Annotated in this window: 13 protein-coding genes; 12 read left to right on the plus strand and 1 reads right to left on the minus strand. The window is 59.3% G+C overall.

Annotated elements, in window-relative coordinates; translation table 11 throughout:
• The first annotated feature begins 228 nt into the window (after positions 1 to 228).
• The 12 genes from aroQ to NLK58_RS10810 all read left to right on the plus strand — a co-directional run bounded on the left by aroQ (position 229) and on the right by NLK58_RS10810 (position 14,454).
• Positions 229 to 669: a type II 3-dehydroquinate dehydratase gene (aroQ, locus tag NLK58_RS10755; protein WP_117618546.1), complete on the plus strand. Its 441-nt coding sequence runs from the start codon at positions 229 to 231 to the stop codon at positions 667 to 669.
• 27 nt (positions 670 to 696) lie between these two features.
• The gene (accB, locus tag NLK58_RS10760; RefSeq protein ID WP_117618547.1) at positions 697 to 1,158 is read left to right on the plus strand and encodes an acetyl-CoA carboxylase biotin carboxyl carrier protein; all 462 of its coding nucleotides are present in this window, start codon (positions 697 to 699) and stop codon (positions 1,156 to 1,158) included.
• Positions 1,159 to 1,176: 18 nt separating this feature from the next.
• Positions 1,177 to 2,523, plus strand: a complete 1,347-nt coding sequence (accC, locus tag NLK58_RS10765) for an acetyl-CoA carboxylase biotin carboxylase subunit (RefSeq protein WP_117618548.1) — start codon at positions 1,177 to 1,179, stop codon at positions 2,521 to 2,523.
• A gap of 2 nt (positions 2,524 to 2,525) precedes the next feature.
• Complete coding sequence (prmA, locus tag NLK58_RS10770; RefSeq protein WP_341580741.1) at positions 2,526 to 3,422, plus strand: 50S ribosomal protein L11 methyltransferase; 897 nt, start codon at positions 2,526 to 2,528, stop codon at positions 3,420 to 3,422.
• A gap of 61 nt (positions 3,423 to 3,483) precedes the next feature.
• Positions 3,484 to 4,707 (plus strand): DUF3426 domain-containing protein, encoded by a 1,224-nt coding sequence (locus NLK58_RS10775; RefSeq protein ID WP_117618550.1) that lies wholly within the window; start codon positions 3,484 to 3,486, stop codon positions 4,705 to 4,707.
• Between the two features lie 224 nt (positions 4,708 to 4,931).
• Positions 4,932 to 5,930 carry a tRNA dihydrouridine synthase DusB gene (dusB, locus tag NLK58_RS10780; protein WP_117618551.1) on the plus strand — a complete coding sequence of 333 codons (999 nt, stop codon included), beginning with the start codon at positions 4,932 to 4,934 and terminating at the stop codon, positions 5,928 to 5,930.
• The gene (gene fis, locus NLK58_RS10785) at positions 5,927 to 6,244 is read left to right on the plus strand and encodes a DNA-binding transcriptional regulator Fis (RefSeq protein ID WP_117618552.1); all 318 of its coding nucleotides are present in this window, start codon (positions 5,927 to 5,929) and stop codon (positions 6,242 to 6,244) included. The genes dusB and fis overlap by 4 nt, the downstream gene beginning before the upstream one ends.
• 78 nt (positions 6,245 to 6,322) lie before the next feature.
• Positions 6,323 to 7,903 (plus strand): bifunctional phosphoribosylaminoimidazolecarboxamide formyltransferase/IMP cyclohydrolase, encoded by a 1,581-nt coding sequence (gene purH / locus NLK58_RS10790; RefSeq protein ID WP_117618553.1) that lies wholly within the window; start codon positions 6,323 to 6,325, stop codon positions 7,901 to 7,903.
• A 122-nt stretch (positions 7,904 to 8,025) separates the two neighbouring features.
• Positions 8,026 to 9,312, plus strand: a complete 1,287-nt coding sequence (gene purD / locus NLK58_RS10795; RefSeq protein WP_117618554.1) for a phosphoribosylamine--glycine ligase — start codon at positions 8,026 to 8,028, stop codon at positions 9,310 to 9,312.
• A gap of 194 nt (positions 9,313 to 9,506) precedes the next feature.
• On the plus strand, positions 9,507 to 11,648 hold the full coding sequence (locus NLK58_RS10800; RefSeq protein WP_117618555.1) for a TonB-dependent receptor domain-containing protein: 2,142 nt from the start codon (positions 9,507 to 9,509) through the stop codon (positions 11,646 to 11,648).
• A gap of 184 nt (positions 11,649 to 11,832) precedes the next feature.
• Positions 11,833 to 12,771 (plus strand): alpha/beta fold hydrolase, encoded by a 939-nt coding sequence (locus tag NLK58_RS10805; RefSeq protein WP_341580742.1) that lies wholly within the window; start codon positions 11,833 to 11,835, stop codon positions 12,769 to 12,771.
• 108 nt (positions 12,772 to 12,879) lie between these two features.
• A complete protein-coding gene (locus NLK58_RS10810; RefSeq protein WP_341580743.1) occupies positions 12,880 to 14,454 on the plus strand; it encodes a cation:proton antiporter family protein in 1,575 nt (524 codons plus the stop codon).
• A 2-nt stretch (positions 14,455 to 14,456) separates the two neighbouring features.
• Here NLK58_RS10810 and senA read toward each other — a convergent pair whose 3' ends face one another.
• Positions 14,457 to 15,848 carry a selenoneine synthase SenA gene (senA, locus tag NLK58_RS10815; protein ID WP_341580744.1) on the minus strand — a complete coding sequence of 464 codons (1,392 nt, stop codon included), beginning with the start codon at positions 15,846 to 15,848 and terminating at the stop codon, positions 14,457 to 14,459.
• Positions 15,849 to 15,880: the final 32 nt, after the last annotated feature.

The raw sequence follows: 15,880 nt of genomic DNA on the forward strand, positions 1-15,880 counted from the left end.
GCCATTTATGAAACCAACGTCGTATAGAAGTTCTTACCAACGTTCACGACAATGACTGTCATCAACGGAAAGATCCCGTTTCGCTTCATTTGCCGTCTTTTTACGACCAATGGACAACAGGGAAGATTGTCAAAAAGTGTTGATCTGAGGGAAACAAGCACGCACCATTGAGGGAACTTGCCGTTAATTTCGGCGATCCTGTTAAAAGACATCAAGGCAGACAGAACCATGTCGACAATTCTCGTGCTCCATGGCCCCAACCTCAACATGCTCGGCAGCCGAGAGCCAGAGGTCTATGGTTACGAGACACTGGCCGATATTGACGACCGGCTGCGGTCGCGGGCGGCAGAGCAAGGCCACCACCTGCTGCACCTGCAGTCAAACGCCGAATACGAACTGATTGAGCGGGTTCACGAAGCCCGGGCGGAAGGCGTGGATTTCATTATTATCAATCCTGCGGCTTTTACCCACACCAGCGTTGCCCTCAGGGATGCCATGCTGGCTTCGGGGATCCCCTTTATCGAAGTGCATCTTTCCAACGTGCATGCGCGGGAACCCTTCCGGCATCACTCCTATTTCTCGGATATCGCCAAAGGCGTTATCTGTGGGCTGGGCAGCCAGGGGTACGACCTCGCACTTCAGGCCGCCCTGAAACGCATTCACCGATAGACCTGACAAAACGGGACTGGACTGACTATGGATATTCGCAAAATCAAGAAACTGATCGAGCTGCTTGAGGAATCTGATGTCGAGGAGCTGGAGATTCATGAGGCCGACGATTCGGTGCGCATTTCTCGCCGCCGCGAGCCGGCCGCCGGCACCCACTACATGAGCCATTATCCGGCCCCCGCGCCGCAGGCAGCCCCCACTCCGGCGGCCTCTGCACCGGCCGCGGAAGAACCATCAGCGCCGGCAGCTCCGGCCGGCCACACCCTGAAATCCCCGATGGTGGGCACGTTCTATCGCTCCCCGTCTCCCACTGCCAAGGCATTTGTGGAAGTCGGCCAGACCGTCAACGTGGGTGATGTGGTCTGCATCGTGGAAGCCATGAAGATGATGAACCAGATCGAGGCTGACAAGAGCGGAACCATCACGGAGATCCTGGTCGAGAATGGCCAGCCGGTCGAGTTTGACCAGCCCCTGGTCGCCATTTCCTGAACGGGGTAATAGTTACTCATGGCCATGTTAGAGAAAGTACTGATCGCAAACCGGGGTGAAATTGCCCTCCGGATTCTGCGCGCCTGCAAGGAGCTGGGCATCAAGACCGTGGCAGTGCACTCCCAGGTCGACCGTGATCTGATGCACGTACGCCTGGCAGACGAGTCTGTCTGTATTGGCCCCAACAGTCCGACCGACAGCTACCTGAACATCCCGACAATTATCAGTGCGGCAGAAGTCACCGACTCCGTGGGCATTCACCCCGGCTATGGTTTTCTTGCCGAGAACGCCGATTTCGCCGAACAGGTCGAGAAAAGCGGATTCCGTTTTATCGGGCCCAAGGCCGAGACCATTCGCCTCATGGGTAACAAGGTGTCTGCCATCAACGCCATGATCAAGGCGGGCGTTCCAACCGTGCCGGGATCAGACGGCCCGCTCGACGAAGACGAAGAACGGACACTCCGTATTGCCCGGGAAATCGGATACCCAGTGATGATCAAGGCCGCGTCCGGCGGCGGTGGTCGCGGTATGCAGGTGGTCCACTCGGAAGCGGCCCTGCTCAAGGGTGTCCAGATTACCCAGAGCGAGGCCAAGAATGCCTTTGGCGATCCGACGGTGTACCTGGAGAAATTCCTGGAAACACCCCGGCACGTGGAGGTTCAGGTGCTGGCCGACATGCACGGCAACTGCATTCATCTGGGCGACCGTGACTGCTCCATGCAGCGCCGGAACCAGAAAGTCATTGAAGAAGCTCCGGCTCCGGACGTCAATCCGGAATCCCGGGAGCGCACCCTCAAGGCCTGCACCGATGCCTGCAAGGAAATTGGCTACGTTGGCGCCGGTACCTTTGAGTTCCTGTACCAGGACGGGGAGTTTTATTTCATCGAAATGAACACCCGGGTTCAGGTTGAGCACCCGGTCTCCGAAATGGTGACGGGCGTGGACATTGTCCGCGAACAGCTGCGTATTGCCAGCGGTCTGCCGCTGCAGTACACCCAGGATGATATCCGCATTTCCGGGCACGCCATCGAGTGTCGGATCAACGCGGAAGACCCGAAAACCTTCGTACCGAGCCCGGGCAAGGTCACACACTTCCACGCGCCTGGCGGTAACGGTGTGCGGGTTGATTCGCACCTTTACAGTGGCTACACGGTACCGCCGTTCTACGATTCACTGATCGCCAAACTGATCACCTGGGGTGACGATCGCGAGATCGCACGGCGGCGCATGAAGAACGCGCTGGACGAACTGCTGGTCGAGGGCATCAAGACCAACCAGTCCCTGCATCGAAAACTGGTACGCGATGGTGGTTTTAAGCAGGTAGACTTCACCATCCACTACCTCGAGAAACTGATGCGGGATTAATCATGCCCTGGATACAACTCCAGATCCCGGCTGATCCGGATAACGCGGATCAGCTGGAGGATCTGCTCATGGAGATGGGCTGTGACGCCGTCTCCATGGAAGATGCCGCCGACCAGCCCCTGTACGAGCCGGACCTCGGCACTACCCCGCTCTGGAGCCAGACCACCGTCGCCGGATTATTCGAATCCGACCGGGATATCGAGCAGCTTTGCGCCGATATCCGCGATGCCTGGCACCAGCAAACCCAGCAGGCGCTCCCGGAAATCGAAGTGACACTGGTTGAAGACAAGGACTGGGAACGGGCCTGGATGGGCGATTTCCAGCCCCTGAAATTCGGTGAACGGCTCTGGATTGTTCCCAGCTGGCACGAGGCTCCGGACCCGGACGCCGCCAATCTGATGCTGGACCCCGGCCTCGCCTTTGGGACCGGCACCCACCCGACGACTGCCCTCTGCCTGGAGTGGCTGGACGGACAGGATGTGCAGGGCAAGCAGGTCATCGATTATGGCTGCGGTTCGGGCATTCTTGGCCTGGCTGCCCTGTTACTGGGCGCAGACCATGTGATTGGTGTCGATACCGACCCCCAGGCCCTGGAGGCCAGCCGGGGAAACGCTCGCCGGAATGGCGTCGACGACAGCAAGCTGGACCTCTATCTGCCGGAGGACGAGCCCGACACCCAGGCGGACGTCATGCTGGCAAACATCCTGGCCCAGCCACTGATCGGCCTTGCGCCCCATCTCGCGGCACGGACCAGACAGGGCGGAGATCTGGTACTGTCCGGCATCCTGTCTCATCAGGCCCGGGAAGTGATGGCGGCCTACCAGCCCTGGTTCGTTATGGACGAACCCGAACAGAGGGAAGAATGGATACGCCTCACAGGGCGGCGTAACGACAGGTGACGAATACGGTCTTAACGACTAAACTCCGACACTCGTAGCCCAGTCGCTTTCAGGAAGAAGCATGACCCAAAGCAGCCTGCAGACACAGTGCCCGAATTGCCAGACCCGTTTCCGGGTAACCGACGAACAGCTTGGCATTGCCAAGGGCAAGGTGCGCTGCGGGAACTGCATGAGCGTATTCAATGCCATCGAGCACCAGGTCATTCCCGCCACCGGCCAGAGAGCCGGGACCTCAACCGCCCCTGAAAAGCCGTCACCCAAGTCACCACCATCGGACTCCGCCGGCGTCAGCGAGGAAGAGTTCGTCTTCGCCGACAACCCTGAAGAAGACGCGGCAGAAGGCCGTTATGCCGGCACCAAACTGACCTTTTCCGACGACGAACTCAGCGACAGCTTCCGGAGCTTCGACGAACGCGAAGCGACGGACTACAAGGATGCCGACACCGACACCTCGAACGAAGATGTGGATGAAAGCTGGGCAGAAGCCATCCTGAAAGACGACGAACCAGCGCGCCGGGAACAGACACCTGCCCCCCGCTCCGAACCGAAGCCTGAGCCGGTGCCCAAACCGGAACCAGAGCCCGAACTGAGCCTTGAAGAAGAACCGGTATTCGAACAGGCCCAGCCACCCTCACCGGCCCGCCCCGAACCCGCCAGCGCCAGTGATCCCTTCGACGACTTTGTTGGCGAGTCCGGCTTTGATTTTGATGAGCCAGATCGCCCGGGGGACTCGTTCCATGCCGAGCCACCCTTCAGGGACCTCCGACGAGATCCCGTCGGCGTTGACCCGGGCAGGGGTGGCGGCATCCGGACCCTGGTCTGGAGTCTGATTGTTCTGGGACTGGTGGGGGTTCTGGTCGCCCAGGTGACCTGGTTCCAGTTTGATCGCCTGTCGGCCATCCCGGAGCTGCGACCGTTTTACGAGAAGGGCTGCGAACTGGCAGGCTGCGAGCTCAAACCGCTGATTAACGTCGATGCCATCCAGAGCCGGAAGCTGGTGGTAAGGACCGACCCGGATAACCGCTCCCAGCTTGTTGTTGATGCCGTAATTATCAATCGCGCCGACTTTGAACAGCCGTTTCCGGTCATTGCCCTGACTTTCTCCAACCTGAACGGCGATGTGGTTGCCCAAAGCGTGTTCACACCTGGAGAATACCTGGCCGGGGAAGGCAAAGAACTGGACGCCATGCCGACTGACACGCCCGTTCGAATCGCCATCAGCATCCGGGATCCTGGCCGCGATGCCGTGAACTATAACATTCTGTTCCGCCCCGACTCACCCTGACGCAGCAGGCAGGTATTTACTCGGCAGGCATTGCCGGCGGCCATCGCGCAGAACAAAAGTCAACCAGAAAGAGCGAAAAATAATCAGTTTTTTCGCCATCAAGCCCCTTCAATCAAAGTGCCCCCGGCGGTATCATTAGCGCCCTTCGGATGCTGGATCGGTCATTAATTGAACAACCGCTCAGGTCCGGCCTTGCTAAACCCGCTGTGACACGGACTCAGATCATGCTGCCAATGGCAAAAATCGGGCCGTACACCTTGCCCAATCCATTGATTGTTGCGCCCATGGCTGGCGTAACAGACCGCCCGTTCCGGCTGCTGTGCCGGAGACTCGGTGCCGGCCTGGCAGTGTCGGAAATGGTTATAGCGGACAGCAAGCTCTGGCATACGCGCAAGTCCATGACACGCCTGAACCACGAAGGCGAACCGGAGCCACGCTCGGTGCAGATTGCCGGCGGTGATCCACAAATGCTGGCCGACGCCGCGCAACAGAACGCCCGGTTCGGAGCCCAGATCATCGACATCAACATGGGTTGCCCAGCCAAGAAAGTCTGTAACAAGGCGGCGGGCTCGGCACTGATGAAAGATGAAGTGCTGGTCCGCGATATTCTCGAGGCGGTGGTCAACGCAGTCGATGTTCCTGTGACTCTGAAAATGCGTACCGGCTGGGACCGGGACAATCGCAATGCTCTGGTTGTTGCCCGGATGGCCGAGGGCGCTGGCATACAGGCCGTGGCCATCCATGGCCGGACCCGTGCGGATAAATACGAGGGAAACGCGGAGTACGACACCATCGCCGAGGTAAAATCCCGCATTGGCATTCCGGTGTTTGCCAACGGTGACATAACCTCACCGGAAAAAGCGCGGGATGTGCTCCGACACACCGGCGCCGATGGCTTGCTGATCGGCCGTGCGGCCCAGGGCAGCCCCTGGATCTTCCGGGAGATTCAGCATTTCCTGGAAACCGGTCGCCATATGCCCGCCCCGGCACTGGACGAAGTGGAGGAGATCCTGAGCGAACATCTGCAGGCCCTGCACAGCTTCTATGGCGAGACCATGGGTGTGCGCATTGCCAGAAAACATGTGGGCTGGTATCTGCAGTCCCACGATCCGGGTAAACAGTTCCGTAAAGGCTTCAACGCCATCAATGATGCGCTGGAGCAGAGAGACACGATTCAACGGTATTTTGCAGGCTTACGAAATGGAGAGGTATTCGCAGCATGAGCGCTGAGACTTTGGCAAACGACAACCTGAGCACCCCGGCCAACGATGACACCCATCAGTTGCAGACGGTGAACAACAGCGGCAACAGTGTCACCCTGCGTGACAGCGTTGAGGTTGCCCTGAAAAACTACTTCGCCCAGCTGGATGGCGCTCCGGTCACCGAGGTCTATCAACTGGTCCTTTCCGAGGTGGAAGCCCCGCTGCTGGAACAGGTGATGAAGTACACCCGCAACAACCAGACCAAGGCTTCCACCATGCTTGGGCTGAACCGAGGGACCCTGCGCAAGAAGCTGAAGCAGTACGGTCTGCTATAATCCAGACATTCTTAAGGAGCCTCCCGGACACCATTCGCGAGGCCCTTATTCGTTCATCTCCAGCGAAGAAAGTGACCCATGGCACATCAGGCTAACACCTCCGTCCGTCGCGCGCTGATCAGCGTGAGTGATAAAACCGGCATCGTCGATTTCGGACGTGCCCTGACCGAACGCGGCGTCGAGCTGCTCTCCACCGGTGGCACCTACCGGCTTCTGAAAGAAAACAGTATCCCGGTAACGGAAGTCTCCGATTACACCGGTTTCCCGGAGATGATGGATGGCCGGGTAAAAACCCTGCACCCGAAGATCCACGGCGGCATCCTTGGCCGGCGGGGCACCGACGATGTCGTTATGTCCGAGCATGGCATCAGCCCCATCGATATGGTCGTGGTGAATCTTTACCCCTTTGAGGAAACCGTGGCGAATCCGGATTGCGATCTGCCAACGGCCATAGAGAATATTGATATCGGCGGCCCGACCATGGTTCGCGCTGCCGCCAAAAACCATAACGACGTCGCCATTGTGGTGAATGCGTCCGATTACAGCCGGGTTCTGAAAGAGCTGGATGCCAACGATGGCCAACTGAGCTACAGCACCCGTTTCGATCTGGCGGTCAAGGCGTTCGAACATACCGCCGGTTACGATGGCGCCATCGCCAACTACCTGGGCGGCCGCACGCCGGACAACGACAACGCCGATTTCCCGCGCACCTTCAACGCCCAGTTCGTGAAGGTCCAGGACATGCGTTACGGTGAAAACCCGCACCAGCGCGCGGCTTTCTATGCCGAGCGCAACCCGAAGGAAGCCTGCGTGGCCACGGCCAGGCAGTTGCAGGGCAAAGAACTGAGCTACAACAACGTGGCCGATACCGATGCCGCCCTGGAATGTGTGAAACCCTTCGCGGACCCGGCCTGTGTGATCGTCAAGCACGCTAACCCCTGCGGCGTTGCGATCGGCGCCGACATTCACCAGGCCTACGATCTGGCCTTCGCCACCGACCCCACTTCGGCCTTCGGCGGCATCATTGCCTTCAACCGGGAGCTGGACGCGGAGACCGCGAAAGCCATCATCGACCGCCAGTTTGTGGAGGTGATCATCGCCCCCACCATCGCCCCCGAGGCCGTGGAGCTGGTGTCTGCCAAGAAGAACGTGCGTCTGCTGGCCTGTGGCGAGTTTGACGGCGACCGCGCGCCCGCCATGGACTTCAAACGCGTGACCGGCGGCCTGCTGGTGCAGGACCGGGATCTGGGCATGGTGGCTATGGAAGACGTCAAGGTGGTCACCGAACGCCAACCGTCCGAGCAGGAGCTCAATGACCTGCTGTTTGCCTGGGAAGTGGCGAAATACGTCAAGTCCAACGCCATTGTCTACGCCAAAGCCGGGCGCACCATCGGTGTCGGCGCCGGCCAGATGAGCCGCGTTTACAGTGCCAAAATTGCCGGCATCAAGGCGGCCGATGAAGGCCTGGAAGTGAAAGGCTCCGTGATGGCCTCAGATGCCTTCTTCCCGTTCCGGGACGGCATTGACGCCGCCGCCGCCGCAGGCGTTACCGCTGTTATCCAGCCGGGCGGTTCCATGCGCGATCAGGAAGTGATCGACGCGGCAAACGAGCACGGCATCGCCATGGTCTTCACCGGTATGCGCCATTTCAGGCATTAATACGTGAACATGGGGTCAGAACCACAATTCTGACCCCGAACCGACTCGTGAACATAGGAAAGTGGGGTCAGAAGAAAGCCTTCTTCTGACCCCGGGTTAACCGGCTTCAAGGTAGAAAACTCATGAATATTCTTGTAATCGGCAACGGCGGACGTGAACACGCCCTGGCCTGGAAAGCCGCCCAGTCCCCAAAAGCGGATCGCGTGTTTGTGGCACCCGGTAACGCCGGCACCGCCCGGGAAGCCGGCCTGGAAAACGTCGACATCGACGTGATGGATTTGGACGGCCTGGCCAACTTCGCGGCGACCAACAATGTAGGGCTCACCATTGTCGGCCCAGAAGCTCCCCTGGTAGCGGGTATCGTGGATAAATTCGAACAGCGGGGCCTCAGGGTCTTCGGCCCGAGCGCAGGTGCTGCCCAATTGGAAGGCTCGAAAGCCTTCACCAAGGATTTTCTGGCGCGCCACGACATCCCGACCGCGGGCTACGGCAATTTCACCGACGTCGACGAAGCCCTGGCCTATGTGCGCCAGCAGGGTGCCCCGATTGTGGTCAAGGCTGATGGCCTGGCCGCCGGTAAAGGCGTGATTGTTGCCATGACCCTGAAAGAAGCCGAAGACGCGATCCGGGACATGCTTGCGGGCAATGCCTTTGGTGATGCCGGCAGCCGTGTGGTGATTGAGGAATTCCTCGAAGGCGAGGAAGCCAGCTTTATCGTGATGGTGGACGGCGAACATGTGCTGGCTATGGCCACCTCCCAGGATCACAAGCGCGTCGGCGATGGCGACACCGGTCCCAATACCGGGGGTATGGGCGCCTATTCACCGGCGCCGGTGGTGACCACCGATGTTCACCAGCGCATCATGGACGAAGTGATCTATCCGACCGTGCGCGGCATGGCGGCCGAAGGTCATCGCTACAAGGGCTTCCTCTATGCCGGCCTGATGATCGATACCAGCGGTGCCCCGAAAGTCATCGAGTTCAACTGCCGCTTTGGCGACCCGGAGACCCAGCCGATCATGCTGCGGATGAAGTCCGACCTGGCTGAACTGTGCAATGCCGCCATCGATGGCAGGCTCGATCAGTGTTCCTCCGAGTGGGATGAGCGCGCCTCGGTCGGTATCGTTCTGGCGGCCGGCGGCTACCCGGGCAGCTACCACAAGGGTGATGTCATCTCCGGCCTGCCCGACACCGACACCGACGGTGAAAAGGTCTTCCACGCCGGAACCCGGCTCAATGGAGATCGGGTGGTCACCAACGGGGGGCGGGTACTCTGTGCCACGGCTCTGGGCAATACCGTCACCGAAGCACAGAAGCGTGCGTATGAGCTGGCCTCCCGGATCCGGTGGGATGGCGTGTTTTATCGCAAGGACATCGGCCACCGCGCCATCGGCCGCGAGACCCACTGAGCCTGGCCGACCGATCCGATCCTATTCTCAATCCCCGGCCGACCGGGGATTTCTTCGCCTGACCTGACACCTGCCTGCGTCATAAGCACTGACTATTGACTTTATAGTTACGGAACCGTAAAGTTTCGCCCGAACGTAATGGTAATGATTGTCACTTACATTTCGAAAAACAAATGGTAATGGAGATTAACCACATGTTTAAACCTTCCCGCTTATCACTGGCCGTGGCTGTCAGCCTTGCCCCGGGCGCCAGTTGGGCAGTCGGCGATGATCAGCCCCAGATGCTTGAACCCATGGAAATCATTGGCGATGCGTCCGCAGCCCAGACCTTGCCAGGGTCAGGCTACGTCGTTGGTGAGGAGCAGTTGAAAACCGAGGTTGAGACCGACATCAACCAGGTACTGAAAACCGTCCCGGGCGTCTATGTGCGGGAAGAAGAAGGCCTGGGCCTGCGCCCCAATATCGGCATCCGCGGCGCCACGGCCGAGCGCAGCAGTAATATTACCCTGATGGAAGATGGCATTCTGATCGCACCGGCGCCCTACTCCAATCCGGCCGCCTATTATTTTCCGACACTGAAGCGCATGTCCTCGCTGGAAGTACTCAAGGGTGCCCCGCTGCTGCGCTATGGCCCGCAAACCACCGGTGGTGTCATCAACCTGATTTCCACACCCATTCCCGATCAGCGGCAGGGCTATGTTGAGACAGTCACCAACGACCGCGGCTCCACCGACGTTCATGTAACCTATGGTGACACGGCCGGCGACTGGGGCTACCTGCTTGAGACCGTCCAGCGCTCCGCGAAAGGCTTCAAGGAGATTGACCGCAGTAACCGCGATACCGGCTTTGATATCGAAGACTATGTCGGCAAGCTGCGCTGGCAGGGAGAGCGCCAGAGCGTGACCGCCAAGCTGCAATACTCCGAAGAAACCTCCAACTCCAGTTACCTCGGCCTGACCGATGCGGACTTCAGCCAGGATCCGAACCGGCGTTACGGGTTGTCCAGCATCGATCAGATGAACAATACCCACTCCGGTATCAGCCTGACCCATCAGTTCGACTGGAGTAATACCGTAAGCAGCACGGCCACCCTCTATCGCAACGACTTCAAGCGGAACTGGTTCAAGCTCAGCGGCGGCGGAAGCATCATCGACTCGGCAAACGGCGGCGACGCCAATGCCCAGGGTATTCTGGACGGCACAGTTGACGCCAGCGGCCTGGATTACAAAAACAACGCCAGGGACTACCTGTCCGAGGGCGTGCAGGTAAACTTTGATGTCGACATGGGCAGCCACCAGTTTGATTTCGGCGCCCGCTACCACGAAGATGAAATGGATCGTTTCCAGCCGGTCGATGTTTATGACCAGGTCAACGGCTCTCTGGTGTTCCAGAACACTGTCGCCCCCACGGGCAGCAATAATCGCTTTGAGACCGGCGAAGCCCTGAGCTTCTGGGCGCTCGACACCTGGCAGGCGACGGACAAGCTCAGCGTTAACCTCGCCCTGCGCTACGAGGATGTGAAAACCGGTCGCACCCAATACGCGGATCCCGGCCGCACAACCGTCGACAGCACCCGCGCCAATGACAGTGCTGAACTCCTGCCCGGCGCTTCCTTTACCTATGACCTGTCCCAAAGCTGGCAGGTTCTGGGTGGCGTGCACCGGGGTTTCTCCCCTCTCGGGGGTGGTGCCACGGCAAACGAAGAGCCGGAAACCAGCAAGAACTGGGAGGCCGGCCTCCGGTACTTTGGCAATGCGTTCTTCGCGGAAATGATCGGCTTCTACAGCGACTTCTCCAACAAGGCCGAAAACTGTTCCGTGGGCTCGCCGTGCAGCAATGGCGCAACCTCTGGCAGTTTTGTAACCGGCGAGGCTGAAATTTCCGGTGTTGAGTTCCAGCTCCAGACCGGCACCCGGGCGGGCGAGTTCTACCTTCCGGTCAGCCTTACCTACACCTTTACCCAGGCGGAAATCAGCAAGGACAATGCCGCTTCGGGCCTGAAAAAAGGCGAGCAGCTCAAGGACGTACCTGAAAACCAGATGAGCTTCCGGACAGGCATGGAACACCCGAGTGGCTGGGACAACTACCTTGTGGCCACCTACGTCGATGAGATGTGTGTCAGCGCGGGATGCAACAACACCGCCACGAAACTGGACGAGACCGAGTCCCTGTTCCTGGTCGATTTCATCAGCCGCTACGCACTGACCGCCAGTGCCGATGTCTTCCTGAAAGTGGACAACCTGTTCGATGAACAGCAAATTGTCTCACGTTTGCCCGATGGCGCCATGGCGAACCTGCCGCGCACCGCTTCACTGGGGTTAAGCGTTAATTTCTGACGAATGACCGGGTTGGCCTGGTTTCCGGGCGAACCCGCTGTGAATGGCCCACTGATGAGACCCGGCCCGTTGGCCGGGTCTTTTTTTAGTGCGGGCAGGGGAAGCAATTCCCATTTCCCGGCCCTAGAGTAAGGTAGACTGCGGACACAAAGTTCCGACCACATCGCCCAAAGGAGTCCCTTCGATGCACCGCCCGTCACCGGTAAAGCTGCTGATCATCCTGGCCGCCTCCCTGCTGTTCACTGCCTGCTCACGTCAGGACATCTACGAGACCGCGATTGGTTTTGAGCGATCATCGGCGGGCCTGGATGCGGCAAGCGTGGAGGTGGGCAACCTTGACATCGCATACCTCAGGAACCAGGAGGCGAACACAGGCGACACCATTGTCATGATTCATGGCTTCGGGGCCAACAAGGACAACTGGACCCGCCTGGCCGGTTACCTGACCGACGACTTCAATGTCTATGCGATCGACCTTCCAGGTCATGGTGACAGCAGCAAGCCTCTCGACATCGGCTACCGCCTGGAAGACCAGGCCGGTTACGTCTCACGCATTCTGGATGCGCTGTCCATCGATGAGGCACACGTCATGGGCAACTCCATGGGCGGGGCAATTGCCGCCCTCTATGCCGCCAATCATCCGGACAAGGTGAAATCAGTGGTACTGTTCAGCCCCGCCGGCATCCTGGAATACGAGAGCGAACTGGTGAAACTGGTCATGGAGGGCGACAACCCCCTCATCCCGAAACAGCCCGGCGACTTCAAGCGCCTGATGGACTTTGCCCTGGAGAAAGAACCCTTCATACCCTGGCCCATTCTGGGCGTGATGGAGGAGCGGGCCATCGCCAACCGGGAGGTCAACGAGGTCATTTTTGCCGCCATTCGCGATGCCGGTTTCGAGTCGGACTTCCGCAATGCCATCACCCGGATCAAGGCGCCGGTTCTGGTCATCTGGGGCAAGGAGGACAGGGTCATCAACTACCGTAACGGTGAAATCTTTGTGGCGGCGATACCCGATGCCTGGCTAGAGGTGATGGAGGGAATAGGCCACGCACCGATGCTGGAAGCCCCCGAGGAGTCTGCGCAACTGTTCCGGAAATTTATCGGGCCAACAGCTGAGTAAACCGGATTTCCGTAAAATCGGGGAATTCCGGCCTCAGCGACTACAAGGGCATGGAAAAACAGGGTAGCCTAGCAAGCATTGCGCCCTTGATCTCTGAACTGACCACTCATGCCTGAAGCAATCTGGATAACTTTTGCCTTTGGTCTTGGCCTTCTGGTCAGGCTTGTGGGGCTTCCCCCTCTTGTCGGTTACCTGGCCGCGGGTTTTGTTCTGAGCGGCATTGCCGAAACAACCGGCGTCGTGATCGAAGAGACTGACGTTCTTGAGCGCATCGCGCACTTGGGTGTCTTGCTTCTGCTGTTCACGGTCGGGCTCAAACTGAAACTCCGGTCCATTGTCAGCCCGGAAGTGATCGGCGGAAGCCTGCTTCATTTCGGGATCACCTGCGCCATCTTTACGCCAGGCCTCTATCTGTTGATGGAACTGTCCTGGAAGACAGCCTTTCTGCTGGCCATCGCCCTCTCGTTCTCCTCTACCGTACTGGCCGCCAAGGTTCTGGAATCCAAGCGGGAGCTGCGAGCCTTTCACGGCCGAGTCGCTATTGGCATCCTGATCATGCAGGACCTTATTGCCCTGGTCGTGATGAGCGTGGCCGCCGGGCAGACACCGTCGCAATGGGCACTGATTATCTTTGGCCTGCCCCTGCTTCGCCCTGTGCTGTTCCGCTTGCTGGATGCCAGCGGCCACGACGAACTGCTGATCCTGCTCGGGCTTCTGCTGGCACTTGTTATTGGTGGACTGGGCTTCGAATCCGTTGGCCTGAGTTCGGAACTGGGGGCACTGGTATTCGGTGCCATGCTGGCGAACCACCCGCGATCCCAGGAACTTTCCAAGTCACTCTGGAGCGTCAAGGAGGTTTTCCTTGTCGGGTTCTTCCTGCAGATTGGCATTGGCGGCCTGCCCGATAAGAGCGCCCTTCTGTTTGCGATCATCGCTGGCCTGGTGTTGCCGCTCAAGGGTATCCTGTTCTTTTTCCTGCTATTGGCGTTCCGGTTGCGTGCCCGAAGCGGCTTCCTGAGTTCGCTGGCCCTGGCCAACTACAGCGAGTTCGGGCTGATTGTCGCCAGTGTTGCGCTGCCCGAATGGCTGGTTCCGCTGGCGATTTCGGTGTCGCTCTCGTTTGTGTTTTCCGCGCCTCTCAACCGCTTCTCCCATGCGCTTTACGAGCGTTTTGCCCATGGCCTCAGCCGTTTTGAGGGCAGCAAACACCATCCGGATGAACAGCCCCTGTCGCTGGGCGATACGCGGGTACTGATCATGGGGATGGGGCGAACGGGCACCGCCGCCTATGACTGGCTGAGTGAGGATCAGCCGAAACTGATGGGCCTGGATTCCGACCCGGCAAAAGTCACCCAGCATCAGAAGGAAGGACGTAACGTGGTCTTCGCGGACGCCGAGGATGCCTCCTTCTGGAACGGTCTGCACATGCCCGCCATTGAATCGGTGATCCTGGCCATGGGCGACATCGAGGGCAAACTGATTGCTGCGCGCACGCTCAGAACGATGGGTTTCAAGGGCTTTATCGTGGCTCACACCATGTACCAAGATGAAGCAAGACAGATTCAGGAAGCCGGCGCCGACGAGGCCTACCTGACCATGAGCGAGACCGGTGTCGCCCTGGCCAGCCACCTGATGGACAGGACACCCGCGAAACCCTCCCTGATTGTCGGCAAATCCGTGTAGCCTCAACACCCAGGGCGGCCACGTGGCGACTCATCGTCAAGCGCGCAGGTGCGAAACCCGGTATAGACGTCGTTGCGCACCGGCAGGTAAGCCTGGCGATAGGTGCCGCGAATCAGGCAGGAGGAGGTGGCGCAACCGCCCCCGCGGGTCACCTTGTGATCACCGAACTGCAGGGTCGACATGAACGGGTACATATCCACCCTGAAGCCGTCGTAGGGGAAGAACTGGCTGCTGGTCCACTGCCAGACCGTGCCCGTCATCTGGCGGCAGCCAAAGGGGCTGTCGCCGGCCGGGAAATCAAACACCGGATTCTGTGCCATGGCACGGCCATTCAAATCAGCGCGTTGCTCATCCGGCGCCGTGTTGCCCCAGGGAAAACGCCGGAACGGCTTGCCCGGGCGATTACCAAGGGCGGCCACCTCCCATTCAAACTCCGTGGGCAAACGACGCCCCGCCCACCGGCACCAGGCTTCAGCCTCCCAGAACGTCACATGGGTAACCGGTGCATCCGGGTTCAGGGGCTGCCAGCGATCAAACACCCGCTCCTGCCACTGGCCATCGTGCCAGCGCCAGTACAGCGGGTGGCGGGGAACACGAAGCAGGGGTTCGTCACTGCCATGAACCAGGGCAACATCGGATTCGGTCTGCAGCCATTTCCGCCCGCCGAACGACCAGAGTTCGGGCCGCCGGTAGCCGCCATCCTCAACAAACTCCAGGAACCGGCGATTACTGACCAGACACTTTGAAATGGCAAACGGGTCCAGTTTTACAGTAAACCGGGGTTTCTCATTATCGAAGGCAAAATCCTCCCGGGCGTAGCGCTCCGAATCACCGGGCATGCCGATTAACCATTCCCCCGCAGGAATCAAGGCATCGCCATCATGCTGAACACCCGGCGCTGGCCGGTACAGATCCGTTCCCGGAGGTGCCGGATAGCCAACCGTCTGCCGGCACCAGATCAGTGACTCAACATGCATGTTCTGGTGATAGACCGCGTAGCGGTAAAGGTACAGCGCCTGGTCGGTCAGGGGCTGCGCCTTTATTCGCTCAGCCACCTGATCGTAAACAGTGTTGAAGTATTCAAGGGTTTTCTCGCGCCCGGGAAACAGGTCCCGGTTCCAGCGGTCGCGGTGCTCAACATGGAAGGAATCCCAGAGATCGTCCATGGACGGGTCAAAACTGGGCGTGCCATCGAGCAGGTTGAACACGAACACCTCGTAGAAAAAAGCGGCATGGCCCATTTCCCACAGCGGCGGATTCACCCCCGGATGCCAGGGCACATCCAGCAGCTTCTCGGGCAGAGAGCACACCAGGCTTTCCGTACGTTTCCGTGTCCACTCAAGCTGATCCAGCAGTTCCGCTCTGGCCTGATCCGTTCGGTCAATCGTCGTCATGTTTCGCCTCACTCATCTCAACCTCATCAAGT

The sequence above is a fragment of the Marinobacter metalliresistant genome (genome assembly GCF_038098645.1).
Lineage (GTDB): Bacteria > Pseudomonadota > Gammaproteobacteria > Pseudomonadales > Oleiphilaceae > Marinobacter > Marinobacter metalliresistant.